This is a genomic window from Klebsiella sp. A-Nf5, from assembly GCF_002810545.1.
GTDB lineage: Bacteria > Pseudomonadota > Gammaproteobacteria > Enterobacterales > Enterobacteriaceae > Klebsiella > Klebsiella variicola.
Genome location: NZ_PIOG01000031.1, coordinates 95,591 through 120,916 on the forward strand (window position 1 = coordinate 95,591; position 25,326 = coordinate 120,916).

Consider the following 25,326-nt stretch of genomic DNA (forward strand, 5'->3'; position numbering starts at 1 on the left):
GCGGCAGAAGCGGCAGTTACTTCACTTCCATCCCTTTAGCCTGCAGGTCGGCATGGTAGGAAGAGCGAACGAAGGGACCGCAGGCGGCGTGGGTGAAGCCCATAGCCATTGCTTCCGCTTTCATCTCTTCGAACTCTTCCGGGCTGACGTAGCGCTGTACTGGCAGGTGGTGACGGCTCGGCTGCAGATACTGGCCTAACGTCAGCATGGTGACGCCGTGGCGACGCAGGTCGCGCATTACTTCAATGATCTCGGCGTTGGTCTCACCCAGACCGACCATCAGGCCGGATTTCGTCGGGAGCTCCGGGTGCGCTTCTTTAAAACGCTCCAGCAGCTTCAGCGACCAGTTGTAATCCGCGCCCGGACGCACCTGACGATAAAGACGTGGTACGTTTTCGAGGTTGTGGTTAAAGACGTCCGGCGGGGTCACCGTCAGGATTTCGAGCGCGCGATCCATACGGCCGCGGAAATCCGGCACCAGCGTTTCGATCTTAATTGACGGGTTTTTCTCGCGAATGGCGCTAATGCAGTCGGCAAAATGTTGCGCTCCGCCATCGCGCAGGTCGTCACGGTCCACTGAGGTGACCACGACATAGCGCAGACCCATATCGGCGATGGTTTGCGCCAGCTTCTGTGGCTCGTTCGCATCTGGGGTGACCGGACGTCCATGCGCAACATCGCAGAACGGGCAGCGACGGGTACAGATCGCGCCGAGGATCATAAAGGTCGCGGTACCGTGGTTGAAGCATTCTGCAAGGTTCGGGCAGGAGGCCTCTTCACACACAGAGTGCAGGCCGTTCTTACGCATCGCTGCTTTGATACCCTGGATACGGGACGAATCTGCCGGAAGTTTGATTTTCATCCATTCCGGTTTTCTGAGCAGAGCTTCACGCTCAGTTGCCACGTTTTTCACCGGGATAAGGGCCATTTTATCGGCGTCGCGGTACTTAACACCGCGTTCCATCACAATGGGTTTACTCATAGCGTGCGTGTTCCAGTTGCGAGTCACGAAGGAAAGCGAATTAATTCAATGAAATGTTGCAATTATCAACTATTTTTGAATCAAGAGCAGGCAGTATACCATTGAAAAGGGGCAGAAAGCAGCCTGCCTGCCTCGCAAATTGTAAAATAGTTGTTGTTTTATCCTTTTCCTTTCCGTGCGCTACGCCTTAAACGCCTGGATTACCGTCTCGATAATCTCTTTCAGCAACGGCTCCTTCCCACTTTGTTTATTGTAGTGCAGTGCGACATTAATTTTTTCGTCCTGCAGGGGATTGAAATCAAGGGGTTGCAGCGGCCAGAGCCGGGATACCATGGCGAACAGGCGCTCGGTGGTTAGCCCCAGCATGTCGCTCTCGGCGATCATGGCTGCCTGGGTCAGCAGGTTAAAGGTGCTGAATCCGCAGCGTCGTTCGCCCATCTCTTCCTGCAGTCGACGGTGAAGGGTAGGGTAGCGCTGGCCTTCCGGCAGCAGCAGCGCAAACTCATACTGAGCGAGGTGAGTTTCATCCTGCGGGCCGTGCAGCGCGGGGTGTTCAGCACGGCAGTACATCCGCACCCGATCCTGGTACAGCACGTGATGGCTTATCGCCTGGCCGCTGTGCAGATGAGTGTCAATTAACAGATCCACCTGGCGCTGGTCGAGTTGTCGCGCGGCGTCGGTGATGGCGATGTTGTGCAACAGGATCTGCGGAAAGGCCGGTTTCAGCGCGCTGGCCACGATGGGCATCAGCAGCGCCCCCATCCCTGGCGTGGTGGCGATAGTGATCACCCGCTGCTGGTGGGGGCTACCGGCGATATCCAGTGCACTGAGGAAAGCCTCCATACCCCGGCTGATGTACTGATGAAGATGGGTGGCATACGCGGTGGGCATCACGCCTTGCCCCTTGCGGATAAACAGCGGGTCAGGAAAAAGCGCCCGCAGTTTGTTAATCGACTGGCTAATAGCCGACGGCGTGATATTCAGTATCTTAGCGGCGTTGACGATGCCTTTATGGACGTAAACGGCTTCGAAAATAGTTAACAGGTTGAGGTCAATATTGCGCAGGATGCGAAACATCTGGCGGTCATAACGTTCATCCTGTCGTTCAGGGGATTCTGACGGAGACGTATTCTCTGGCACACGATGAGTCCGGTTGGGAATGATAGGGCAAGTATAGCGGCCCACCGCATCCCGTACGTGACAATTGATTGCAAAAATAATGTGTTAATCGTTTAGCGCCCCGCCGCCAGCGGGGCGCTGATCTGCCGTTTACTGCTGGGGGAGATATTCGTGCGGGGGATGGTCCAGCAGCGCCAGCAGATTGGCGACCAGCCGCGGGGCGACCGTCTCTGGAGTCACCTCTGGCTGCCACTGGCGCATTTGCGTCATCTCCATGCCGGCATAGCCGCAGGGATTGATGCGCAGAAACGGCGCGAGATCCATCGCGATATTGAGCGCCAGGCCGTGGAAAGAACACCCTTTGCGGATCCGCAGTCCCAGTGAGCAGATTTTGCGATCGCCGACGTAGACGCCTGGGGCGTCGGCGCGGGGATGCGATTCGATGCCATACTCGGCCAGGGTATTAACGACCGTTTGCTCCAGCAGCGTCACCAGCTCGCGCACACCCAGCTTGCGGCGTTTAAGGTTCAACAGAACATACATTACCTGCTGTCCTGGACCGTGATAGGTCACCTGGCCGCCGCGATCGCTCTGGATCACCGGAATATCGCCGGGCACCAGCACGTGTTCCGCTTTGCCTGCCTGGCCCTGAGTGAAGACCGGGTGATGTTCCACCAGCCAGATCTCGTCGAGGGTGTTTTCATCGCGGGCGTCGGTGAATTCATGCATCGCCTGCGAGATGGGTTCGTAAGGTTGCAGGCCAAGCTGCCGGATAAGAATTTTATTGTGCTGCAAAACAACATCTCCGCCGGGAAGAGAGGACTCAGGGCGGGGAGTATATCACAGCAGGGCAGAAGGGGATGAAAGGACCCGGCACGGCGGCCGGGTCGGGGAAAAGGTTACAGCACCATCCGTACGATATCGATATTGCCTAACTCTTCGTACAGCGTTTCCACTTGCTCAATGTGGGTGGCGTTGATGGTGATGGAGACCGAGTGGTAGTTACCTTTGCTGCTCGGTTTTACTGACGGCGAGTAATCACCAGGCGCATGGCGCTGTACCACTTCCACCACCTGATCAACCAGCTCCGGCAATGCCTGCCCCATTACTTTGTAAGTAAAGGGTGTAGGGAATTCCAGCAGTTCGTTAAGTTTGGTTTTCATGTCAGCTCCGGTGTTACGACAAAATAATAACTCCCACCAAGGGCGGGAGTTATCAGGTTACTTGGATAAATAGTATATGGGGATGGAAATCACACTTTCAAGTGTTCGATTTTTAACCAAACCAGTGGTGGAACATTAACTTAATGTAATCAATAATTTTGCCAAAGAAATTCCCTTCCGGAATTTCCTGCAGCACCACTAGCGGGCGCTGATCGATGGTTTTGCCATCCAGCTGGAAGTTGATGGTGCCGACCACCTGATTTTTCTGCAGCGGGGCGTGCAGTTCAGTGTTATTCAGCACATAGCTGGCTTTCAGATCTTTCATCCGGCCACGCGGGATGGTCAGGTAGACATCTTTATCCACCCCCAGCGAGGCGCGATCGCTGTCGCCGAACCAGGCCGGTTCGGACGCAAACTCTTTGCCGGCTTTAATCGGGTTGACGGTTTCGAAGAAGCGGAAACCCCAGGTCAGCAGTTTTTTACTTTCCGACTCACGACCTTTGAAAGTACGCCCGCCCATGACCGCCGAGATAAGACGCATCTGGCCTTCGGTGGCAGAGGCGACGAGGTTATAGCCCGCCTTGTCGGTATGACCGGTTTTGATGCCATCGACGTTCAGGCTGTTATCCCACAGCAGGCCGTTACGGTTCAGCTGGCGGATACCGTTGAAGGTAAACTCTTTCTCACGATAGATGGAGTACTCGTTCGGCACATCGCGGATCAGCGCCTGGCCAATCAGCGCCATGTCGCGCGCGGAGCTGTACTGCCCGTCGGCATCAAGACCGTGAACGGTCTGGAAATGGGTGTTTTTCAGGCCCAGGGCGTTAACATAGTTGTTCATCAGGCTGACGAAGGCGTCCTGGCTACCGGCAACAAAGTCGGCCATGGCCACGCAGGCATCGTTACCCGACTGCAGGTTGATACCACGGATCAGCTGCGAAACCGGAACCTGCATTCCTGGCTTGAGGAACATCAGGGAAGAGCCTTTGAAAACCGGGTTGCCGGTGGCCCAGGCATCGTTGCCGACAGTGACCAGATCGGACTCTTTGAATTTACCCGCTTTCATCGCCTGACCGATAACATAGCTGGTCATCATTTTAGTCAGACTGGCCGGGTCGCGACGGGAGTCGGCGTTATTTTCCGCCAGCACTTTGCCGGAGTTATAATCAATTAGCACCCAGGATTCGGCGTCAATCTGCGGGGCGCCTGGGATCATCGTTTTGATATTCAGGTCATCGGCGCGGGCAGCGGAGGAGAGCGCTGCAACGGAGAGCGCCGTGATGAGTAAACGAGCGGTGAAAGAGGTCTTCATGGTCAGAACAACGGCATCCGTGATGGAGTTAAAAAAAGTGCCTTACTATAGCAAATGCTCTGCGGGCCAGCATCCGACATTGCGCATGAGTTTGTTAATGACTTTTACATGCGCATCTTGAGCGGGCCGCCCGCGGCGTTTAGTTGGCGTGAGTAATAAAGGACTGCAGCTGCGCTTCGCTTTGCAGGCGCTGCTGAACCGCGCTGGCCTGCGCCTTGTCAGCAAACGGGCCCAGTTGAATACGCCATACCGCGCCATTCTGCATGACCCGGCCTGGTACGGAGAACTGCTGGCTCAGGCGCTGTTGATACTGCTTCGCCCGCGCCTGGTCGCTTACCGCGCCAACCTGGACGACAAAATTACCGCTGGCGCTGGAGGTGGCGGTAGAGGAGGCGGCGCCGGCGGTCGCGGCAGTGGCCGCTGTAGCCGCTACGCTACCCTGGATGGAGCCTGGCGCGGTGACGGGAGCCGTTTGCGTCGCGACGGCAGCAGCAGGGGCCGCAGTGGCAGCGGTCGTGGCTGCCGGCTCGCTACTTTCCAGCACGCCGCTGTTCAGCGGCGTCGGGGCGCCGAGGAAACCGCCGCTGTTCACCGGTGCGCCGACACTGTCTTCCGGCTTCAGGGTGTTGTTGCTGATCGGGCGAACGTCGGCAGGCGCAGGCTGGCTCATGCCTGTGGCGTCACCGCCGTCCAGATTCGGTCGAGCGGGCAGGGCGTACGTTTGTTTGGCGACGGTGGTGCAGGCCATTCCCGGACCGGAAAGCGAACCGTCAGGCGCAACGATGATGGGGTCGATACGCACCTTGGTGTTGTTCGAGGTGTTCAGACGGTCAGCGGACGCACGGGAGAGCGAGATGACGCGATCGTTACCATACGGGCCGCGATCGTTAATCCGTACGACGATCATGCGCCCGTTAGCTAGGTTGGTGATCCGCGCATAGCTCGGGATTGGCAGTGTGGGGTGCGCTGCGGTCAGTTGCGTCGGATCGAAGGCTTCGCCGCTGGCAGTCAGGTTACTGTTGGGCTCAGCGTCATAGATCGCCGCAAAACCGGTCTGAGTAAAGTTTGCCGGATCCTGAACGACTTTGTAACTTTTGCCGTCGCGCTCATAATCCTGATTCGCCGTGGCGTTCGGCGTTTCATACTGCGGATCGGCACCACTGATCTCAACCGTCGGGCCATTACAGACGGCCGGCTGTGGAGTACTGACCGTTTTTTGTTGCACGTCATCACTCGAACATGCCGCCAGCAGCCCCGCTGCTATGCAGATCCCCAGCCATTGCTTACGCATTGCAAACCCCTTTAAACGCTTTTCGACAACATTTTTCTGTGGGTATGGATCGACATCACGATACCAAACCCGGCCATCAATACGATCAGGGCGGAGCCCCCGTAGCTCACCAGCGGCAACGGTACGCCCACCACCGGTAAAATACCACTCACCATACCAATATTTACGAAGACATAAACGAATAAAATCAACATTAAACCACCGGCCATGACCCGGCCAAAGGTGGTTTGTGCCTGGGCGGCAATCCACAGTCCGCGCATGATCAGCAGGATATACAACGCCAGCAGGATCAGCACGCCAATCAGCCCCAGTTCTTCGGCCAGTACGGCGAAGATAAAGTCGGTGTGGCGTTCCGGCAGGAACTCCAGCTGCGACTGCGTGCCGTGCAGCCAGCCTTTGCCGCGCAGACCGCCGGAGCCAATGGCAATTTTAGACTGAATAATGTGATAGCCGGCGCCCAGCGGGTCGGTTTCCGGATCGAGGAGCATCATCACGCGCTGGCGCTGATAGTCATGCATCAGGAAGAACCACAGGATCGGAATAAAGGCGGCGACCAGCACCACGGCGATCCCGATAAGACGCCAGCTCAGGCCGGAAAGGAACAGCACAAACAGCCCGGAGAGAGCGATCAGAATCGAGGTGCCGAGGTCGGGCTGCGCTGCCACCAGCAGGGTCGGCAGGAAGATCAGCACCAGCGCAATCGCGGTGTTCTTCAGCGAGGGCGGACAGACGTCGCGGTTAATAAAGCGCGCGACCATCAGCGGCACGGCGATTTTTGCTATCTCCGACGGCTGAAAGCGAACGATACCGAGATCCAGCCAGCGCTGCGCCCCTTTGGAGATGGCGCCGAAAGCATCAACGGCCACCAGCAGAATAATACAGAAAATATAGAGATAGGGCGCCCAGCCTTCATAGACCCGCGGCGGGATCTGCGCCATGACGATCATGATCACCACGCCCATGGCGATCTGGCCGATTTTACGCTCCATCATGCCGACGTCCTGACCGCTGGCGCTCCAGATAACCAGCGCGCTATAGGTCAGCAGCGCCAGCAGGATCAGCAGCATGGTGGGGTCAAGATGGATTTTATCCCACAGCGATTTTTTGTTCGGATTATCCGTCATTATTGATCCTCCCCTGCGGTGACCGCCGGGTTTTCGCTTGGCAGCGTGGTGTTGTTATCGCCCAGCATAATGTGATCGAGGATTTGGCGCATAATGGTGCCGACCGCCGGGCCGGCGCCGCCGTTTTCCAGGATCATCGCCACGGCAACCTGAGGGTTGTTATAAGGCGCAAACGCCGTCATCAGTTTGTGGTCACGCAGACGTTCAGAGATGCGGTGCGCGTTATAGGTTTCGTTAGCTTTCAGACCGAATACCTGGGCGGTACCGGACTTGGCCGCGATCTTATACGGCGCGCTGGCGAAGTATTTGTGCGCGGTGCCGTTGCCGCGGTTGGCCACGCCGAACATGCCGTCTTTGGCGATTTCCCAGTAGCCGGAATGGATGTCGCCCACCGGCGGCTCATGCGGCTGGACCCACGGAACGGGCTTGCCGTCTTCCACGGTGCTTTGCAGCAGATGCGGTACTTTCACCACCCCGTCGTTAATCAGGATCATCAGCGCTTTGTTCATCTGGATGGGAGTGGCAGTCCAGTACCCCTGACCGATGCCCACCGGAATGGTGTCCCCCTGGTACCAGGGTTTCTTGAAGCGCTTGAGCTTCCATTCGCGGGTCGGCATGTTGCCCGAGCGCTCTTCAGAAAGGTCGATACCGGTGTAGTGGCCGTAGCCAAACTTGCTCATCCACTCTGAGAGGCGATCGATGCCCATGTCATAGGCGACCTGGTAGAAATAGGTATCCGCAGACTCCTCCAGCGCTTTGGTGACGTTCAGGTGGCCGTGGCCCCATTTTTTCCAGTCACGATAGCGTTTATCGGAGCCAGGCAGTTGCCACCAGCCAGGGTCGAACAGGCTGGTATTGCGAGTGATCACCCCGGCGCTCAGCGCCGAGACGGCGACGTACGGTTTTACCGTCGACGCCGGCGGATAGACCCCCTGCGTCGCACGGTTGACCAGCGGCGTGTTCGGATCGTTGAGCAGGCCGGAGTAATCTTTACTGGAGATGCCATCGACGAACAGGTTCGGGTCGTAGCTCGGCGTAGACACCAGCGCCAGAACGGCGCCGGTACGTGGATCGGTGACCACCACGGCGGCACGACTACCGGCCAGCAGGGTTTCGATATACTGCTGCAGCTTGAGATCGAGGGTGAGGTAGATATCGCGTCCGGCCTGCGGCGGCACCTCTTTCAGCTGACGAATGACGCGGCCGCGGTTGTTCACTTCAACCTCTTCGTAGCCGGTCTGACCGTGCAGGACGTCCTCATAATAACGCTCAATACCCAGCTTACCGATGTCGTGGGTCGAGGCGTAGTTAGCCAGTTTGCCCTCTTTGTCGAGGCGGTCGACGTCTTTATCGTTAATTTTTGAGACGTAGCCAATGACGTGCGTCAGCGCGGAGTTATAGGGGTAGTAGCGACGCTTGTAGCCTTTGACTTCCACACCGGGAAAGCGGTACTGGTTGACGGCAAAGCGGGCAACCTGCACTTCACTGAGGTTGATCTTTACCGGAATCGAGGTAAAGCGATGGGAGCGGGCTCGCTCCTTTTTGAAGCCGGCGATATCGTCGTCCGTTAAATCGACGACGTCACGCAGCGCATCCAGCGTCTGCTGCACGTTATCGACTTTCTCCGGCATCATCTCCAGCTGATAAATGGTGCGGTTAAGCGCCAGCGGGGTGCCGTTGCGATCGTAAATAATGCCGCGGCTCGGCGGGATCGGCACCAGCTTGATGCGGTTTTCGTTCGAACGCGTCTGATAGTCATTGAAGCGAACGATTTGCACATTGTACAGGTTGGCGACCAGAACGCCGGTAAGCAGCAAAATCCCCAAAAAAGCGACCAGCGCCCGGCGCACGAACAGCGAGGATTCAGCCGTATAGTCGCGGAAAGAATTCTGTAATTTCATTCGCTGCTTAGTCTACCCTGATCATCATTACTCACGGTGGTACGGGTGGTTGGTGGTAATGCTCCACGCCCGATACAGACTCTCGGCCACCAGTACGCGCACCAGCGGGTGAGGTAAGGTGAGGGTGGAGAGCGACCAACTCTGTTCCGCCGCTGCTTTACAGGCTGGAGAGAGGCCTTCCGGGCCGCCTACCAGCAAACTGACGTCGCGCCCGTCCTGTTTCCAGCGTTCCAGTTCGCGCGCCAGCTGCGGCGTATCCCATGGTTTTCCCGGAATATCCAGGGTCACGATACGGTTCTTACCGGCAGCGGCCAACATCATCTCGCCCTCTTTTTCGAGGATGCGCTTGATATCGGCGTTCTTGCCGCGTTTACCGGCGGGGATCTCCACCAGTTCAAACGGCATATCTTTGGGAAAACGGCGCAGATACTCGCTAAAGCCGGTCTGTACCCAGTCCGGCATTTTGGTGCCAACGGCCACCAGCTGCAACTTCACGCATTAACTCCAGAGTTTTTCCAGCTCGTACAGACGACGGCTCTCTTCCTGCATGACGTGAACCATCACGTCGCCGAGGTCGACGACGATCCAGTCGGCGGCGGCTTCCCCTTCAACGCCCAGCGGCAGCATGCCGGCGGCGCGGGATTCCTGAACCACGTGGTCGGCGATGGACATCACGTGACGGGTGGAGGTGCCGGTGCAGATAATCATGCAATCGGTGATGCTGGATTTGCCATGTACATCAATGGCGACGATGTCCTGACCTTTCAGGTCATCAATTTTGTCGATAACAAAATCCTGGAGTGCTTTACCCTGCAAGTGTTCCCCCTGGGTGCATGAAGATTGATAATGATAAAGAGCCTGACAGTATACCTGAACTGATGAAAAAGTCGGGTGAAATGTCTGTCGGCAGGCGTTCGTGGCGGGGTATCATCCCATCCCTCGCCGCGGATTGCATCGCCATTTTTGTAAAACAATTTCTGCAAACATGCTGTGGCGGATGCTGCCCGGCAGCGGAGAATAGCAGCCTGCTCTGGCCTGTCAATGGTCTGGCGGGAATTCTTCTTGCGGCTGCCAGACGGCCTGGCTATTTAATACGCGCAGGGTGGTGAAATCGTCGCGCATATCGAGGAGGCTCCAGGCGCCATGGGCAATCGGGAAATGCCACATCGCCGCCGGGGGCATCTGCAACAGCAGGGCCGTCAGCAGGCTCAGAACGCCCTGATGGCCGACAATCAGCAGGTGGTCAAGATGGCGGCAGTCGGCCAGCGTTGTGGTGAATTCGCTGACGCGGCGGGCAAAATTCTGAAAGCTTTCGCCGTTGGTGGGGGCCACGTGCTGCCAGTCAGCACACCACGCGGCATAGTTTTCCGCATCCTCTCGCTGAAGGTCGCGATGATGACGCATCTCCCAGTCGCCGAAAAACATTTCATTGAGCGCGGCATGGCACTCACGCGGGATATGGCGATCGCCAAGCAGCAGATCGGCCGTTGTCCCGGTTCTCGCCAGCTCGCTACAGAATACTTTATCGAAAGGCACCGCGCGCAGCCGTTCGCCGAGCGCTCGCCCCTGGGCGACGCCGCGCGGCGTCAGAGGAGTGGGGGCGTGGCCGCTGTATAACCCGGCAACGTTGGCTTCGGTTTCGCCGTGGCGAACTAACCATAATTTCATGATGATGCTCAGACAGGCGGTGGAGACGTGGCGCTACGATAGCGCTTTTTTAGCATCAGGCCCAGTCCGGGGTCAGCAATAGAGTCCCTGCTCGCGGATGTAGTCCAGCACGGTGGCCGGTAGCATCTCGGCGCAGGATTCCCCGCGCTCGAGGCGCTGGCGGATAATCGTCGCTGAGATATCGAACCATGGCGTCTCAGCCAGGTAGATGGCCCCGGCGGGGCGGTTATGCAGACGCTCTACGTCGTGGGTTAAGTGGCGATCCAGCCACTGCTGATCCGCGTCGTGCGCCATGGTCAGCGGGTAACCCGGGCGGCGGCAGACGATCAGATGAACGTTATCAAGGATGGTTTCATAGCGATGCCAGGTGGGGAAGGTGAGCAGCGAATCCTGGCCGATGATAAACGCCAGCGGTTTTTCTGACCCCTGCTCCTGACGCCACGCCTGCAGCGTGTCTGCCGTCCAGGAGGGGGTGTCACGCTGCAGCTCGCGTTCGTCGAGCGTGAACAGCGGCTTATCGGCGATCGCCAGCTTAAGCATATGCACGCGCTGGGCGCTGGTGGCTTCCGGCTGGGGACGGTGCGGCGGAACGTTGTTAGGCATGATGATGACCTTGCTCAGGCCAATCTGATTCGCCAGGATCTCGACCGGCTTGAGGTGACCATAATGCACCGGATCGAAGGTGCCGCCATAGATTGCCTGCAACTGAGTCATATCAACCATCAATAAAAACGTCCGCCAGGGCTTTGTGGCAGAGCAACAACGAAAGACTTTCCAGTTCGGGCCAGACGTCGTGCCCGTAATCCTGTTTAAAGGTCAGTTCTGCACGGGTCAGGAGGGTCACCGCCTGGCGCAGCTGTTCCCCGCTCAGTCGGGCGAGGGCATCGCTGAGCAGCTGACGGCGGTTTTGCCAGACCCGATGTTTATCAAACAGCGAGCGCAGTGGCGTGTGCGTCGACTGGCGTTTGAGCGTGACCAGCAGCAGCAGCTCCCGCTGTAGCGTGCGCAGCAGGATCGCCGGCTCGCAGCCTTCAAGGCGTAGCTGTTGCAGGACATGCAGCACGCGCTTGCTTTTGCCTGCCAGCAGCGCATCGACCCAATGGTAAGGGGTAAAGTGGGCGGCATCGTTTACCGCTTGCTCAACGCGAGGCAGGGTCAGCTTGCCGTCCGGCCAGAGTAGCGCCAGACGCTCCAGCGCCTGCGCCAACGCCAGCAGGTTGCCTTCGTAACAATAGCACAGCAACTGACTGGCCGCGTCGTCGAGCTGCAGCCGGTGCTGTTTGGCCCGGGCGGCCAGCCAGCGCGGCAGCTGCGCGTATTCCGGCGTCTGGCAACTGACCTGGACGGCCCGCTGCGCCAGGGCGGTGAGCCACGCGGCATTCTCCTGGGCTTTGGTCAGCTTATTCCCGCGAACCAGCAACAGCAGATCGTCGTGCAACAGGCTGACCAGGGTCGCCAGCTGTTCGTTGATCGCCGCGTTAGGGCCGTTTTCCGGCAGGATTAGCAACAGCGTTTGCCGGCTGGAGAACAGACTCAACGCCTGGCTTAACGCGAAAATCGCCTGCCAGTCGGTGCTGTTATCGATGGTGAAGGTGTGGTGCTCGGTAAAGCCCTGGGCGGCAGCGGCTTCACGAATGGCGTCCTGGCTTTCCTGCAACAACAGGGGATCGTTGCCAAGCAGCAGATAGGCCGCGCGCAGCCCTTCAGTGAGCTGCGCGCGGAGCTGTTCCGGGTACAACCGAATCATCATTGACCCAGAGTGGTGGAGACGCGGTTACCCGAGGAAGCCGGTGCCGTGCTGCTGGCGACCGGTTTCTCTTCCTGCTGGGTTGCTTCAACATCTGCAACCTGTACGCTCGGCAGCTTACGAATCAGCTGTTCCGCTGCTTTGTCGTACATTTCCTGGATAATCATATCCTGCTCGGCGTCTTTCGCTAACGCCGCCTGCGGGTTATCGAAGAACGAACGATAGACCTTAGTGGTAATCGGATAGATATCGTGACCCGGGATCAGGACGCTGGCATGAACGGTCATGACCATCTGATACTCCGCGGTACGACCATCCTGGAACACCGAGGCGGTATCTTTCTGAATCGACGAACCATCGAGGCGCAGAGAAGGAACATCTTTACGCAGCGTGCTGGCGTCAATCAGGTCCACGCCATTAAGACGCAGCTGATTACGTACCGCGCGACTTAACGGTCCGTTCGGATCGCTCGACTGAAGAATCATGGTTTTCATGGTGGTGGGCACCTTCGTAGTGCTACGCAGATGCCAGCCACAGCCGGCGGTGACAAGCACCGCCAGGGATAACAACATTGTTACCAGATATCGCACGCTTCCTCCCGCGCTTAGCCAACGACCAGATTGAGCAGTTTACCCGGAACGTAAATCACTTTACGCACGGTTTTACCGTCGAGATATTTCGCAACCAGATGTTCCTGGCCGGCACGCTCGCGGACCTGCTCTTCAGTTGCATCTACCGCAACGGTAATTTTACCACGAACTTTGCCATTGACCTGGACGACGACGAGGGTGCTGTCTTCCACCATCGCGCTTTCATCCGCCACCGGCCACGGCGCGTTGTCGATATCGCCTTCGCCGTTCAGCTCGCGCCACAGGGTGAAGCTGGCGTGCGGGGTGAACGGGTTCAGCATACGCACCACCGCCAGCAGCGCTTCCTGCATCAGGGCACGATCCTGTTCGTCTTCCTGCGGCGCTTTCGCCAGCTTGTTCATCAGCTCCATGATCGCCGCGATGGCGGTGTTGAAGGTCTGACGACGGCCGATGTCATCGGTCACTTTGGCGATAGTTTTGTGAATATCGCGACGCAGCGCTTTCTGATCTTCACTCAGCGCCGCCACGTTCAGTGCCGCAACGTCCCCCTTGGTGGTGTGCTCGTAGACCAGCTTCCAGACGCGTTTCAGGAAGCGGTTAGCCCCTTCAACGCCAGATTCCTGCCACTCGAGGGTCATATCCGCCGGGGACGCAAACATCATGAACAGACGCACGGTGTCTGCGCCATAACGCTCAACCATCACCTGCGGATCGATGCCGTTGTTTTTCGACTTGGACATCTTGCTCATGCCGGTGTACACCAGTTCATGGCCCGCCGCGTCTTTCGCTTTCACGATGCGGCCTTTTTCGTCGCGCTCAACGATGGCGTCAACCGGGGAGACCCAGTTACGCTCGCCGTTTTCGCCTACATAGTAGAAGGCGTCAGCCAGCACCATGCCCTGGCACAGCAACTGCTTCGCCGGCTCATCGGAGTTGACCATGCCCGCGTCACGCATCAGCTTGTGGAAGAAACGGAAGTAGAGCAAGTGCATGATGGCGTGTTCGATACCGCCGATGTAGATATCTACCGGCAGCCAGTAGTTGGCCGCTTTCGAATCCAGCATCCCTTCCTGATACTGCGGGCAGGTGTAGCGCGCATAGTACCAGGAGGATTCCATAAAGGTGTCAAAGGTGTCGGTTTCGCGCAGCGCCGGCTGGCCGTTAACGGTGGTCTTCGCCCACTCAGGATCGGCTTTGATCGGGCTGGTGATGCCGTCCATGACCACATCTTCCGGCAGGATCACCGGCAGTTGATCTTCCGGGGTCGGCAGCACGGTGCCATCTTCCAGGGTCACCATCGGGATCGGCGCGCCCCAGTAGCGTTGACGGGACACACCCCAGTCACGCAGGCGGAAGTTAATTTTACGCTCGCCCACGCCCATGGCAGCCAGTTTGTCGGCAATGGCGTTGAAGCCGGCTTCATAATCGAGGCCGCTGAACTCGCCGGAGTTAAACAGAACGCCTTTCTCGGTCAGCGCCTGCGCGGAGAGATCCGGCTCGGAGCCGTCGGCAGCGAGGATAACCGGCTTGATGTTCAGACCGTATTTGCTGGCGAACTCATAGTCACGCTGGTCGTGGCCCGGAACGGCCATGACCGCGCCGGTGCCGTATTCCATCAGCACGAAGTTTGCCGCCCAGACAGGAATTGCTTCGCCGGTCAGCGGATGAATGGCTTTAAAGCCAGTATCGACGCCTTTTTTCTCCATCGTCGCCATGTCGGCTTCGGCCACTTTGGTGTTACGGCATTCGTCGATAAAGGCAGCCAGTGCCGGATTGTTCGCTGCAGCCTGCTGCGCCAGCGGGTGACCCGCCGCGACGGCCAGGTAGGTGCAGCCCATAAAGGTGTCCGGACGGGTGGTGTAGACGGTCAGCTTATCGGCGTAGTTGTTGACGTCAAAGGAGATTTCCACCCCTTCGGAACGGCCGATCCAGTTGCGCTGCATGGTCTTCACGGTGTCTGGCCAGTGATCCAGTTTATCCAGATCGTTCAGCAGTTCATCGGCGTAGGCGGTGATTTTAATAAACCACTGCGGGATCTCTTTACGCTCGACTTTGGTATCGCAGCGCCAGCAGCAGCCGTCAATAACCTGTTCGTTGGCCAGTACGGTCTGGTCGTTCGGGCACCAGTTCACCGCGGAGGTTTTCTTGTATACCAGGCCTTTTTTGTACAGCTCGGTGAAGAACTTCTGCTCCCAGCGGTAGTATTCCGGGGTGCAGGTCGCCAGCTCGCGGCTCCAGTCATAGCCAAAACCCAGCATTTTGAGCTGGTTTTTCATGTAGGCGATGTTGTCGTAGGTCCATGGTGCTGGCGCGGTGTTGTTTTTCACTGCCGCGCCTTCCGCCGGCAGACCAAACGCATCCCAGCCGATCGGCTGCAGGACGTTTTTGCCCAGCATACGCTGGTAGCGGGCAATCACATCGCCGATGGTGTAGTTACGCACGTGACCCATGTGTAGTCGACCAGAAGGATAAGGAAGCATCGACAGGCAGTAATACTTCTCTTTGCTCTCGTCTTCAGTTACTTCAAATGTACGATTTTCGTCCCAGTGAAGCTGGACTTTCGATTCTATCTCTTCCGGGCGGTATTGCTCTTGCATGGCAGCCAGTGGTCCTGTTTTCAATACAGCTACAAAATGTAGCCAATGGATGTGTTATTTCAGATCGGCATAGCATAGCCCAAACGCCCCCGTCAAAACAGCCTTTCGCACATTAACATCGGCAAAAGCCGCGCTGATTATTTCGCGACTCTGTGGCTTGTCAGACACAGCGGGAGAGGAATAAGGTCTATTATCAGAAGACGTTAACCACACCGGAGGCGAAATGATGAACAAGGTTGCTCAATATTACCGTGAACTGGTCTCCTCGCTCAGCGAACGGCTCCGCCATGGAGAGCGAGACATCGATGCGCTGGTGACACAGGCGCGTGAAAAAATCGTCCGCGCCGGCGATCTCACGCAGAGCGAGGTCGAGTCGGTGATTGCGGCGGTGAAGCGCGATCTCGAGGAGTTTGCCCGCAGCTACGAAGAGAGTCATGAAGACGAGAGCGATAGCGTATTTATGCGAGTGATCAAAGAGAGCCTGTGGCAGGAGCTGGCTGATATCACTGACAAAACGCAGCTCGAGTGGCGGGAGGTCTTTCAGGATCTGAATCACCACGGCGTGTACCACAGCGGCGAAGTGGTCGGTCTGGGTAACCTGGTGTGCGAGAAGTGCCACTATCATCTGGCGGTGTATACCCCAGACGTGCTACCGCGCTGCCCGAAGTGCGGCCACGATCAGTTTCAGCGTCGGCCCTTTGAACCCTAAGCGGAACAAAAAAAACGATGCGCGAACCCTCGCGCATCGTGGACTGCCTTATTTCACGGTGTTGACTTCAGTGCTCTTGAAATATTGTTTCCCGCCCATGTCGCTAACATATTTCTGCGATGAGTTCAGTACCAGCTTGTCAGCAGTTAACGTCCCTACGCCGCATTTCGCCAGGCCCATTATGCCGCAACTTTTTCCACCATTGGCCACTTTGGTGGCGGTTAACGTCATGTTGTCGCCCGCGCTGAGGGTTGAATAGTTGTAGATCACGCCTTTATTTTGGGTATTTAAGGTCAGGTCGCCGGCGCTGCGGATCTGCCCTTCGTTAGTGATGTCTGAAGTGGTAGTAATAGAAATATTATTTGCAGTGATATTGCCAGAGTTACTGACCACGCCGTGATCGGTGGTGATATCGGTGGCTTTCATGTCACCATTCTGATTCAGCCAGTAGCTGTGGGCGGTAATGGCATTGGTAGCCTCTATTCGTCCATTGCTGCTTTGCGCCAGCGTACCGTTGGTCTGCAGGTTGATATTTTCGCCGGTGATATTGCCGAGGTTATAGATCTCGCCCGTATTGGCGCTGCCATCCTGCTTAAGAGACTGAACGGTGGTTTTGCTGGTGGAAGTGATGTTACCGGTATTCTTAAAGCTATCGCCTACAAAAGAGAGGGTGGTGTTTTTGGCGCTGATTTTCCCTTCGTTGAGAAAGTCACCCATTGCTGTTGCAGAGATTTGGTTATTGGACAGCATAGAGGCTTTGGCTTCATTACGGATTTGAGTACCACTGGTCAAACTTAAACCATTGGTGCCGGTCATTGTCCCGGAATCGCCGTTATTAATATTTCTGCTGGCGGAGGCAATGAGTTGTCCACCAGTCATGGTGCCGACATTGACGATATACCCTTGAGTGGACAGCATGAGATAATAGGCGCCGGACAAGGTACCTTCATTCGTCACACCGCTGGCTGTAGAGATAGTGCTCAGCAGGCCATTACCTTTAATTGTGCCTTTATTTTGCAGGTCGCCGTTGCTGGTGAGCTGCAGTGTGCTGTTCGCGACAATTGAACCTTTATTACGTACGCCAAAGCCAATGTTATTGCCGACCATGCTGATACTGTTGGCCTCGATCCCGCCAAGACTGCTAACGTCGATACTGTATTGCGGATTGACCGTCATCTGGATAAGGGTGGCCTGCTTACCGGCGGAGGTCACCGAGCCGGTGCTGTTATCCATGGTGAAGTTGCCCGCGCTGACCAGGGCGTTGTTGGCCTGCACTTTGCCATTAATTTTGATGGCGTCGGCGAGCAGAACTGCATAGCTGTTGGCGGCGTTCATGCCGTTTTCGCCGATGGTGAGGGTGCCGCCCGTCACGGTATAGCTGCCGATAGCGCCGTCGCTGGTCATGTTGACTTTACCGGTGGTCAGGATGGCCTTGTTGGTATTGACAAAGCTACAGCCGGAGCAGGTGATGCCGTTCGGGTTGGCGATCACCACGTCCGCTTTCTGGCCGTTGACTTCGATAAAGCCCTTTAGGCTACTGGCGTTTTTGGAGGTGACCTCGTTCAAAATCACCGAGGCGCTGCCGGCGGTCAGGTTGTTGTTTTTGGCGATATTGCCAAAGGTGCTGTGGCTGACATCATCGCCGCTGTTATTGAGGATGGTGCCATTGGTGCCAACGTTGAAGTCGCGGTACAGGTTATGGGAGACGCCAGCGGCGTTCGGCTTTTCAATATCAATAACCGTGGCGCCGGACGAATGCGTATAGCTGGTCGGGTCGGCATAAACCACCGACGAGGTTAATACTGCCGCCAGTGCGACATAAGAAGCTTTAAACTTAAACATTTCATTTATTCCTTTAAATTAAGATTAATAAACAACGTAGCTGAAAGGGTCGATAATGACTGAATTAATACCTCCACTGTAATGAAAAGCCCATATTCAGGGCGTCGCTATGAAACTTATCCGGCTTACTGAGCGGGGTGCTAATAAACAGATCGTATTGCGTTGACCATAATTGTCCGCGCAAGCCGCTGACGGCGCCGGAGAGCACTTTGCCTTTTTGATACAGATCGGCGCCGATAAGGCGACCCACATCCGCGCCCAGATAGAATTGCCGCTCGTGGGTGGGCAGATCCCAGATAAAATCGTTGCGCCAGTACCATCCCTGATTGCCGGACAGGCTGTTTTCACCGTCAAAACCGCGCACGCTCCAGCGACTACCAATATTGAATTTATTATCGGAAGCGAGTTTGTCGGGGCTGAACTGGGCGCTGAAGCGGGGAGCCCAGGTAAATTTGTCGCCGGTGGCGTCAAATTTCATTAGCGCCTGCATATTACCATGCACGATCCGCGACAGCGGGCTGTATAACCCGGCCTTTTCCTCCGGCGTTGGCGTTGAGCTGAGCCACGGCAGGCTGCGCTGGATGCCGATGCTGGCATCGACAATCTTTTTGTTAAAGTAGTGCTGGTGGTTGAGGGTGAACTCCCAGGAGGGCGTTTGCTTGCGCATCACCTGTAGTTCACTGCCGCCGAAGTAATAATGCGAGGTACTCTTGGCGATCCGCAGGTCGGCGGTGGTTTTTTGCTGCCGGGTGTGGGAGAGCAGACGGCTCAGCGTGGCGCTGTAGTAGCGATTCTTGCTCTTATAATCCATCGTCGACCAGTTGCCGTTAAACTGCTGGCGATACTGGCTGTATGCCCCGTAGGCGCTCAATGACCAGTAGCCGAAGGGAATTGAATAATACAGGCTGCCGTTGTGGTTGCCGTCGTTATGCTGATTGAATTCAATATCCCCCCCGCCGGAAAGGTACAGGATATCGTTGAGAGTAGTCAGGTCATAGAGATAGAGGGCCCCGCCGGCCTGGTAGCGGCCGCTGGCTTTGCTGCCGGCGTCGTCGAGCCAGGCGCCAAGCTGCCATTTTTTCTCCAGGCTGCGGGCAATCTGGATATCGCTTTCCCCCTCGTGCTGCCCCGGCAGCAGTTTCATGTGCGCGGTGGCGCCGGGCAGACGCTGCAGATTGGCCATGCCCTGCTCGAGGTCGCTTAAGCGCAGGATCGTGCCGGAAGAGGTTGGCAGTGAATTCCACAAGCGGGTGGTGTCTGAGCCGTCGGCATAGTCGATAGCGCCCACTTTGCCATAGTGCAGCGTCAGCCTGAGAATGCCTTGCTCCAGCGACTGGGAGGGCACATCAATCAGCGAGGTGATGTAGCCTTGCGCGATCAGCTCATTTTGCAAGGTATAGGCCAGCAGACGAATGCCTTCACCACCCAGACAGCGCCCCTGCGCCTGCTGCGCCGTTTTCGCCAGTAATTGGTGGGTGAGCGTCTGGTTATCGGAGTCGATATCGACCCGGTTGATCAATTTGCAATGCGTTTCCTCAGGAAAAGGGATACCCTGCGGCGCCACGCGCTGTTGTGAAGACTGAAAATCCTGTTGCTGCGGCGTCAGCGCCTCCTGACGGGCTTTATCCTGCTCCGTCTGGTGAGCAGAGGTGGTCAATTGTGCGGCCCCGGCGGCTGAGGTGCCCGCCAGCGTGATACACAGCAGCCCAGTGAGCGTGCGAGATCGAATTAACATGAAGCAATATCCATTTGTTTCATTGGTTCGGTGACGCATCAGTTATCCTGCGGGTGGCAGAGAACACTGATGGTCTTTATTTCGGCGCAGGCGAGGTCAGGCAAGAATATTATATTCAATTAATAAAATAATCGTGCGACGAACCTGTTACGAGGCGTTATATGCTAGCGGCGGTGGTGAGGCAGATCCACGAATTCATTATTGAATTCTTTATGAATTGATCGATTAAATAAATAAGTTCAGGTTTTATCGGTGAGGTTTATTTAGTACGTAAATGGTAGTGGCGATAAGCAGCCGCATAAATAATATTGACGAATAATATGGCGGGAAAGATAAGCTGCGCATACCGGGCGGTATGCGCAGAGAAAAACCATTAATGAAGTATTTTGGCGAGGAAATCTTTGGCGCGATCGGATTGCGGATTGGCAAAGAAGGCTTCTTTATCGGCATCTTCGACAATCTTCCCTTCATCCATAAAGATCACCCGGTTCGCCACCTTGCGGGCAAAGCCCATTTCATGGGTCACAACCATCATGGTCATCCCCTCGTTGGCCAGTTCGACCATGACGTCCAGCACCTCGTTGATCATCTCCGGATCAAGCGCTGAGGTGGGCTCATCAAACAGCATGGCGATCGGGTCCATGCACAGGGCACGAGCAATGGCCACACGCTGCTGCTGGCCGCCGGAGAGCTGTGCCGGATATTTTTCCGCATGCGCTGCCAGGCCAACGCGCTCCAGCAATTTGAGGCCTTTCTTGCGCGCTGATGCTTTATCGCGATTAAGCACTTTGACCTGCGCCAGCGTCAGGTTGTCGATAATCGACAGATGCGGGAACAGTTCAAAATGCTGAAATACCATCCCGACGTGCGAGCGCAGTTTGGCCAGATTGGTCTTTTTATCGTTAACCACGGTGCCGTCGACGATAATCTGCCCCTGTTGCACGGGCTCAAGACCGTTTACCGTTTTAATCAGCGTGGATTTACCCGAGCCTGACGGTCCGCAGACCACCACGACTTCGCCTTTTTTCACTTCCGTGGAGCAATCGGTCAGCACCTGAAAGTGACCATACCATTTTGAAACGTTTTTCAGGGTAATCATTACACAGTCCTTTTCTTCAACCAGCTGACCAACAGCGAGGCGCTGAGGCTAATCACAAAATAGACGCCGCCCGCGAACAGGATCATTTCGACCTGGGTTCCGTCACGCTCGCCAATCGTGGAGGCGGTACGGAAGAAGTCGGCGAGGCTCAATACATACACCAGCGAGGTATCCTGGAACAGGACGATCCCCTGGGTTAGCAGCAGTGGCACCATGGCGCGGAAGGCCTGCGGCAGGATCACCAGCCGCATTGACTGCCAGTGGGTCATCCCCAGCGCCAGCGCGGCGCCGGACTGGCCGCGGGAGATGCTCTGGATGCCGGCGCGGATAATCTCTGAGTAGTAGGCGGCTTCGAACATCGAAAAGGCCACCATCGCCGAGATCAGGCGAATATCCGTCTTCGGCGACAGGCCCAGCACGTTCTGCAGGAAGCCCGGGACAATCAGGTAGAACCACAGCAGGACCATCACCAGTGGGATAGAGCGGAACACGTTGACGTAGGTTTTAGCAAACCAGGCCAGCGGCAGAAAGCTGGACAGGCGCATCACCGCCAGCAGGGTGCCCCAGACGATGCCGAAAATAATGGCTATCACTGTAATTTTCAGGGTGATCACCAGCCCCGCCAGCAGATAAGGCATGGACGGAACGATCGAACTCCAGTCAAAATCGTACATTATTTGCCTCCCAGATTGCCAGGCAGGCGAACCTTACGCTCGACCACATACATAATCAGCATAATCACCGCGTTGATGAAGACGTAGGCCAGGGTGATGGCGGTAAAAGACTCCCAGGCATGAGCGGAGTAGTCCAGCAGTTTGCCCGCCTGCGCGGCCATATCGGCAAGACCGATGGTGGAGGCGATGGCCGAGTTTTTCACCAGGTTCATCATTTCCGAGGTCATCGGCGGCACGATAACGCGGTAGGCGTTCGGCAGCAGCACGTAGCGGTAGGTTTGCGGCAGGGTCAGCCCCATCGCCAGACCGGCGTTCTTCTGCCCGCGCGGCAGCGACTGAATGGCGGCGCGTACCTGTTCGCAGACGCGGGCGGCGGTAAACAGCCCCAGGCACAGCATGGAAGAGACAAAGAACTGAATGTTCGGATCCAGCTCGGATTTAAACCACATGCCGATATTTTCCGGCAGGAATTCCGGCACCACCAGGTACCAGGTAAAGAACTGCACGATCAGCGGCACGTTGCGAAACAGTTCGACATAGCAGGTGCCAATCCCTGAGAGCAGACGATTGGGGACCGTGCGTAAAATGCCAAACAGTGAGCCGACGAGAAAAGCGATGATCCAGGCCGAGATGGAGAGGGCGACGGTTATCTGAAAACCGCTCCACAGCCAGCCCAGGTAGGTAGTGTTGCCGAAGGGGGCCTGTTGCAGGAAAATCCCCCAGTTCCAGTCTATTGACATACATGACTCCTGGAAAAAAAAGGGTAGCCATTGCTACCCTCGAAGACGGTTGTCCAGCTTGTTTCGGTATTCGCGGCGGCTGGGGAACGACCAGCCACCGTATAGTCTGTCCGTGCTGTGACAATCATCGGGAGGGCAGGATATCCTGCCCCTGGTTGTTATAATTAGTTCAGTGCTTTGTCATTAGGTGATTTGAACAGCGCTTTCATGTCGTCAGACAGTTCGAAGTTCAGGTTAAGGTTTTTCGGCGGAATTGGATTTTTGAACCATTTATCAAACCATTTCGCCGCTTCACCAGAGGTCTGGGCCTGGGCAACAGTTTCATCGACCAGCGCTTTGAACGACGGATCGTCTTTACGCAGCATGCAGCCATAGGCTTCTTTCGACTGCGCAGTGCCGACGATTTCCCAGTTATCCGGTTTCTTCGCCTTCGCGCGTTCGCCCGCCAGCAGGGCGTCATCCATCATAAAGGCCACGGCGCGTCCGCTTTCCAGGGTGCGGAAAGAGTCGCCATGATCTTTGGCGCTGATGATGCGCATATTCATTTTTTTCTCATCGTTCAGCTTATGCAGCAGGATCTCTGAGGTGGTTCCGGAGGTGACAACAACGGCTTTGTCTTTCAGGTCCGGGAAATCTTTGATCGGACCGTCTTTCTTCACCAGCAGACGGGTGCCGACCACGAAGATGGTATCGGAGAAGGCGGCCTGTTTCTGGCGCTCGAGGTTGTTAGTGGTTGAGCCGCACTCGAAATCAAAGGTGCCATTCTGCAGCAGCGGGATACGGTTCTGCGAGGTGACCGGGATCAGTTTGACCTGCAGGTCAGGTTTATTCAGCTTTTTCTTGATGGCATCAACGATGGCGTTGGAATAGTCCTGAGAGTAGCCCACAACCTGCTGCTGGTTATCGTAGTAAGAGAACGGGACTGAAGATTCACGATGGCCGACAACGATAACCCCATTTTTGGCGATCTTATCCAGGGTGCTCTGGCCTGCCGCCGGGGCGGCATCTTCTGCGTGTGCCACACCGGCGGTCACACCCATGACCAGCATTGCGGCGGCCAGTTTACGTAATTGCATATCCAACTCCTTATCCGTAGCGTTAGCGACGCTATTGATACCCATTGTGATTGTGTGTGTTGTTATTCGGGGCACGCGTCCACGTGCCGCATTTGTATGTGTTTGTTAGCATTTAGTTTGGCTTAATGTAAAGATTTTGCTGTTTTATTGTTTATTTTTGCGAAGTGCTCCGCACCAATGGGAGGCAAATATCTTCCATTGCACCAAAATAGCGCGACCGCCGAACGTTTATGGTGCAACCCGGTTGCACTGGGTCGGACGATGTCGCTACCAGGGAAAATAAAGCAATGACTGTGCCAGGATGGCAAACAGGGTGAGAAAAAACGCCGGCGACGGGGGTCGCCGGCGGAGAGACTTATCGGCGACGCTGACGCAGGCTCATTAGCAGTGCAGCGAAGCCAAACAACGCCGTCAGCGCCCATAGCGGCCAGTTGCCGGTGCGGGCGTAAGGGGTTAAGCCGCTGGTGGGTGTCACGGTGGTGGTCAACACTTCGCGGGTAAACTGCGGGATCATCTTCTGGATCTCGCCGCGCGGGCCGATGACCGCGGTAATGCCGTTATTGGTGCTGCGCAGGAGCGGGCGGGCCAGCTCCAGCGCACGCATTCGCGCCATCTGGAAGTGTTGCCACGGACCGATGGACTTACCGAACCAGGCATCGTTGGAGATGGTCAGCAGGAAGTCGGTGTCCGGCCGGAAATTATCGCGTACCTGTTCCCCGAGGATGATCTCGTAGCAGATGGCGGCGGTCAGCTTCAGGTTATGCGCCATCAGCTGCGGCTGCACGTAGGGGCCGCGGCTGAAGGAGGACATTGGCAGGTCAAAGAACGGCGCCAGCGGACGCAGAATCGATTCCAGCGGCACAAACTCACCGAACGGCACCAGATGGTTCTTGTTGTAACGGTTGGTCGAGTCGTAGCGGTACGGGTTATCTTTACCGAGGGTAATGATGGTGTTGTAGGTATCGTAGCGGTTCTGCTTATTGAGACGCGCATCGACAATGCCGGTGATCAGCGAACTGTCTTTTGCGCGCAGCAGATCGTCCATCATGCTGAGGAACTGCTGCTGGTTGATCTCCAGATCCGGGATCGCCGATTCGGGCCAGATAATCAGCTGCGAGTGGCCGATATGCGGCTGGGTCAGCGCCAGGTACGTTTTCAGGGTGTTGACCAGCTGCTTCTCGTCCCATTTCATGGCCTGCGGAATGTCGCCTTGCACCAGCGAGACCTGGGTCGCGCGCTCCGGCAGCAGCTGATACCACTGGATATAGCGCAGCGGGAACGGCAGGGCGAACAGCAGCGCGGCAATAGCCAGCGGCTTCCAGTTGCGCTGGACGAGGGCCAGGGCCAGCAGGCCGCTAACCATCATCAGCAGGAAGTTGATCGCCTCGACGCCCATCACCGGCGCCAGGCCTTTCAGCGGGCCGTCAATCTGGCTGTAGCCGAACTGCAGCCACGGGAAACCCGTCAGCACCCAGCCGCGCAGGAACTCGGTGATTTGCCAGACCACGGGGGCGGCGATAGCCACCCGCAGCCAGCTGGTTTTGGGCCACAGCCGGGCGAGCAGGCCGGCAAACAGGCCGGTATAGAGCGAGAGATAAGCCGCCAGCAGAACGACGAGGAAGACGTTAACCGGACCCGGCATACCGCCGAATTGCGCGATGCTGACATAGACCCAGTTGATACCGGTGCCAAACAGCCCGAATCCCCAGAAATAGCCGATCCCGGCGCTTTGCAGCGGGCGTCGGTTGAGGGTCAACGCCTGCAGACCGGCCAGCGAAACGATAGCTGCCGGCCAGAAGTCATAAGGTGAAAAAGCCAGCGTTCCGCTGGCTCCGAATAGCAGCGCCAGCAGCAGACGTACGCGCTGACGTTCAAGAAGAGAGGCAAATACCATTTAGGCTAATCGTCCCGTAAATTAACGCCTGTTGCCACAGGCTATGCTGTTTGCCAGCAGGGA

At 56.6% G+C, this 25,326-nt stretch carries 23 protein-coding genes; 1 reads left to right on the forward strand and 22 read right to left on the reverse strand.

The features are described from left to right. Window positions 1-16 precede the first annotated feature (16 nt). From lipA to leuS, 15 genes are all read right to left on the reverse strand, one after another. Entirely contained in the window at window positions 17-982 is a 966-nt protein-coding gene (gene lipA / locus CWM53_RS04065) for a lipoyl synthase (RefSeq protein WP_061155356.1), read from the reverse strand. Window positions 983-1,162: 180 nt separating this feature from the next. Then, window positions 1,163-2,122: a YbeF family transcriptional regulator gene (locus CWM53_RS04070; RefSeq protein WP_100631552.1), complete on the reverse strand. Its 960-nt coding sequence runs from the start codon at window positions 2,120-2,122 to the stop codon at window positions 1,163-1,165. 129 nt (window positions 2,123-2,251) lie between these two features. Continuing rightward, the gene (lipB, locus tag CWM53_RS04075) at window positions 2,252-2,896 is read right to left on the reverse strand and encodes a lipoyl(octanoyl) transferase LipB (protein ID WP_100631551.1); all 645 of its coding nucleotides are present in this window, start codon (window positions 2,894-2,896) and stop codon (window positions 2,252-2,254) included. Window positions 2,897-3,000: 104 nt separating this feature from the next. Further along, window positions 3,001-3,264: a DUF493 family protein YbeD gene (gene ybeD / locus CWM53_RS04080; protein WP_002894474.1), complete on the reverse strand. Its 264-nt coding sequence runs from the start codon at window positions 3,262-3,264 to the stop codon at window positions 3,001-3,003. Window positions 3,265-3,376: 112 nt separating this feature from the next. Next, complete coding sequence (gene dacA, locus CWM53_RS04085; RefSeq protein ID WP_061155353.1) at window positions 3,377-4,576, reverse strand: D-alanyl-D-alanine carboxypeptidase DacA; 1,200 nt, start codon at window positions 4,574-4,576, stop codon at window positions 3,377-3,379. A 139-nt stretch (window positions 4,577-4,715) separates the two neighbouring features. Continuing rightward, on the reverse strand, window positions 4,716-5,867 hold the full coding sequence (rlpA, locus tag CWM53_RS04090) for an endolytic peptidoglycan transglycosylase RlpA (RefSeq protein WP_100631550.1): 1,152 nt from the start codon (window positions 5,865-5,867) through the stop codon (window positions 4,716-4,718). 11 nt (window positions 5,868-5,878) lie between these two features. After that, a complete protein-coding gene (mrdB, locus tag CWM53_RS04095; RefSeq protein ID WP_008805635.1) occupies window positions 5,879-6,991 on the reverse strand; it encodes a peptidoglycan glycosyltransferase MrdB in 1,113 nt (370 codons plus the stop codon). Next, complete coding sequence (gene mrdA, locus CWM53_RS04100; RefSeq protein ID WP_061155351.1) at window positions 6,991-8,892, reverse strand: peptidoglycan DD-transpeptidase MrdA; 1,902 nt, start codon at window positions 8,890-8,892, stop codon at window positions 6,991-6,993. Before mrdA ends, mrdB begins: the two co-directional genes overlap by 1 nt. Window positions 8,893-8,919: 27 nt before the next feature. Then, on the reverse strand, window positions 8,920-9,387 hold the full coding sequence (gene rlmH, locus CWM53_RS04105; protein ID WP_002894620.1) for a 23S rRNA (pseudouridine(1915)-N(3))-methyltransferase RlmH: 468 nt from the start codon (window positions 9,385-9,387) through the stop codon (window positions 8,920-8,922). A gap of 3 nt (window positions 9,388-9,390) precedes the next feature. Further along, entirely contained in the window at window positions 9,391-9,708 is a 318-nt protein-coding gene (gene rsfS, locus CWM53_RS04110; protein WP_002894623.1) for a ribosome silencing factor, read from the reverse strand. Between the two features lie 222 nt (window positions 9,709-9,930). Further along, on the reverse strand, window positions 9,931-10,560 hold the full coding sequence (locus CWM53_RS04120) for an adenosylcobalamin/alpha-ribazole phosphatase (RefSeq protein WP_100631549.1): 630 nt from the start codon (window positions 10,558-10,560) through the stop codon (window positions 9,931-9,933). A gap of 72 nt (window positions 10,561-10,632) precedes the next feature. Continuing rightward, complete coding sequence (gene nadD, locus CWM53_RS04125) at window positions 10,633-11,283, reverse strand: nicotinate-nucleotide adenylyltransferase (protein ID WP_008805638.1); 651 nt, start codon at window positions 11,281-11,283, stop codon at window positions 10,633-10,635. Further along, the gene (gene holA / locus CWM53_RS04130; RefSeq protein WP_100631548.1) at window positions 11,276-12,307 is read right to left on the reverse strand and encodes a DNA polymerase III subunit delta; all 1,032 of its coding nucleotides are present in this window, start codon (window positions 12,305-12,307) and stop codon (window positions 11,276-11,278) included. The genes nadD and holA overlap by 8 nt, the downstream gene beginning before the upstream one ends. Continuing rightward, window positions 12,307-12,897 (reverse strand): LPS assembly lipoprotein LptE, encoded by a 591-nt coding sequence (gene lptE, locus CWM53_RS04135; protein WP_061155347.1) that lies wholly within the window; start codon window positions 12,895-12,897, stop codon window positions 12,307-12,309. The genes holA and lptE overlap by 1 nt, the downstream gene beginning before the upstream one ends. 14 nt (window positions 12,898-12,911) lie before the next feature. Further along, a complete protein-coding gene (gene leuS / locus CWM53_RS04140; protein ID WP_074386540.1) occupies window positions 12,912-15,494 on the reverse strand; it encodes a leucine--tRNA ligase in 2,583 nt (860 codons plus the stop codon). 226 nt (window positions 15,495-15,720) lie between these two features. Between leuS and CWM53_RS04145 the strand changes: the two genes are divergently transcribed. Then, the gene (locus CWM53_RS04145) at window positions 15,721-16,203 is read left to right on the forward strand and encodes a zinc ribbon-containing protein (protein ID WP_061156401.1); all 483 of its coding nucleotides are present in this window, start codon (window positions 15,721-15,723) and stop codon (window positions 16,201-16,203) included. 48 nt (window positions 16,204-16,251) lie between these two features. Here the strand turns inward: CWM53_RS04145 and CWM53_RS04150 are convergent, their stop codons facing one another. The 7 genes from CWM53_RS04150 to lnt form a co-directional block, all read right to left on the reverse strand. Continuing rightward, a complete protein-coding gene (locus tag CWM53_RS04150; RefSeq protein WP_100631547.1) occupies window positions 16,252-18,045 on the reverse strand; it encodes a filamentous hemagglutinin N-terminal domain-containing protein in 1,794 nt (597 codons plus the stop codon). Window positions 18,046-18,109: 64 nt separating this feature from the next. Further along, window positions 18,110-19,780, reverse strand: a complete 1,671-nt coding sequence (locus tag CWM53_RS04155; protein ID WP_100631546.1) for a ShlB/FhaC/HecB family hemolysin secretion/activation protein — start codon at window positions 19,778-19,780, stop codon at window positions 18,110-18,112. A 373-nt stretch (window positions 19,781-20,153) separates the two neighbouring features. Then, complete coding sequence (locus CWM53_RS04160; RefSeq protein WP_008805645.1) at window positions 20,154-20,879, reverse strand: amino acid ABC transporter ATP-binding protein; 726 nt, start codon at window positions 20,877-20,879, stop codon at window positions 20,154-20,156. Continuing rightward, a complete protein-coding gene (gltK, locus tag CWM53_RS04165) occupies window positions 20,879-21,553 on the reverse strand; it encodes a glutamate/aspartate ABC transporter permease GltK (RefSeq protein ID WP_074386537.1) in 675 nt (224 codons plus the stop codon). Before gltK ends, CWM53_RS04160 begins: the two co-directional genes overlap by 1 nt. Further along, on the reverse strand, window positions 21,553-22,293 hold the full coding sequence (locus CWM53_RS04170) for an amino acid ABC transporter permease (protein WP_061155342.1): 741 nt from the start codon (window positions 22,291-22,293) through the stop codon (window positions 21,553-21,555). The genes gltK and CWM53_RS04170 overlap by 1 nt, the downstream gene beginning before the upstream one ends. Before the next feature lie 164 nt (window positions 22,294-22,457). Beyond that, complete coding sequence (locus CWM53_RS04175; protein WP_061155341.1) at window positions 22,458-23,369, reverse strand: amino acid ABC transporter substrate-binding protein; 912 nt, start codon at window positions 23,367-23,369, stop codon at window positions 22,458-22,460. Window positions 23,370-23,724: 355 nt separating this feature from the next. Continuing rightward, window positions 23,725-25,263 (reverse strand): apolipoprotein N-acyltransferase, encoded by a 1,539-nt coding sequence (lnt, locus tag CWM53_RS04180; protein WP_061155340.1) that lies wholly within the window; start codon window positions 25,261-25,263, stop codon window positions 23,725-23,727. Window positions 25,264-25,326: the final 63 nt, after the last annotated feature.

Bases quoted from the DNA above. Each gene is read 5' to 3' on its own strand.
- lipA (WP_061155356.1), bottom strand. From the start codon at position 982: ATGAGTAAACCCATTGTGATGGAACGCGGTGTTAAGTACCGCGACGCC.
- ybeD (WP_002894474.1), bottom strand. From the start codon at position 3,264: ATGAAAACCAAACTTAACGAACTGCTGGAATTCCCTACACCCTTTACT.
- dacA (WP_061155353.1), bottom strand. From the start codon at position 4,576: ATGAAGACCTCTTTCACCGCTCGTTTACTCATCACGGCGCTCTCCGTT.
- rlpA (WP_100631550.1), bottom strand. From the start codon at position 5,867: ATGCGTAAGCAATGGCTGGGGATCTGCATAGCAGCGGGGCTGCTGGCG.
- mrdB (WP_008805635.1), bottom strand. From the start codon at position 6,991: ATGACGGATAATCCGAACAAAAAATCGCTGTGGGATAAAATCCATCTT.
- mrdA (WP_061155351.1), bottom strand. From the start codon at position 8,892: ATGAAATTACAGAATTCTTTCCGCGACTATACGGCTGAATCCTCGCTG.
- CWM53_RS04120 (WP_100631549.1), bottom strand. From the start codon at position 10,560: ATGAAATTATGGTTAGTTCGCCACGGCGAAACCGAAGCCAACGTTGCC.
- nadD (WP_008805638.1), bottom strand. From the start codon at position 11,283: ATGGTTGATATGACTCAGTTGCAGGCAATCTATGGCGGCACCTTCGAT.
- holA (WP_100631548.1), bottom strand. From the start codon at position 12,307: ATGATTCGGTTGTACCCGGAACAGCTCCGCGCGCAGCTCACTGAAGGG.
- leuS (WP_074386540.1), bottom strand. From the start codon at position 15,494: ATGCAAGAGCAATACCGCCCGGAAGAGATAGAATCGAAAGTCCAGCTT.
- CWM53_RS04145 (WP_061156401.1), top strand. From the start codon at position 15,721: ATGAACAAGGTTGCTCAATATTACCGTGAACTGGTCTCCTCGCTCAGC.
- CWM53_RS04150 (WP_100631547.1), bottom strand. From the start codon at position 18,045: ATGTTTAAGTTTAAAGCTTCTTATGTCGCACTGGCGGCAGTATTAACC.
- CWM53_RS04155 (WP_100631546.1), bottom strand. From the start codon at position 19,780: ATGTTAATTCGATCTCGCACGCTCACTGGGCTGCTGTGTATCACGCTG.
- CWM53_RS04160 (WP_008805645.1), bottom strand. From the start codon at position 20,879: ATGATTACCCTGAAAAACGTTTCAAAATGGTATGGTCACTTTCAGGTG.
- gltK (WP_074386537.1), bottom strand. From the start codon at position 21,553: ATGTACGATTTTGACTGGAGTTCGATCGTTCCGTCCATGCCTTATCTG.
- CWM53_RS04170 (WP_061155342.1), bottom strand. From the start codon at position 22,293: ATGTCAATAGACTGGAACTGGGGGATTTTCCTGCAACAGGCCCCCTTC.
- CWM53_RS04175 (WP_061155341.1), bottom strand. From the start codon at position 23,369: ATGCAATTACGTAAACTGGCCGCCGCAATGCTGGTCATGGGTGTGACC.
- lnt (WP_061155340.1), bottom strand. From the start codon at position 25,263: ATGGTATTTGCCTCTCTTCTTGAACGTCAGCGCGTACGTCTGCTGCTG.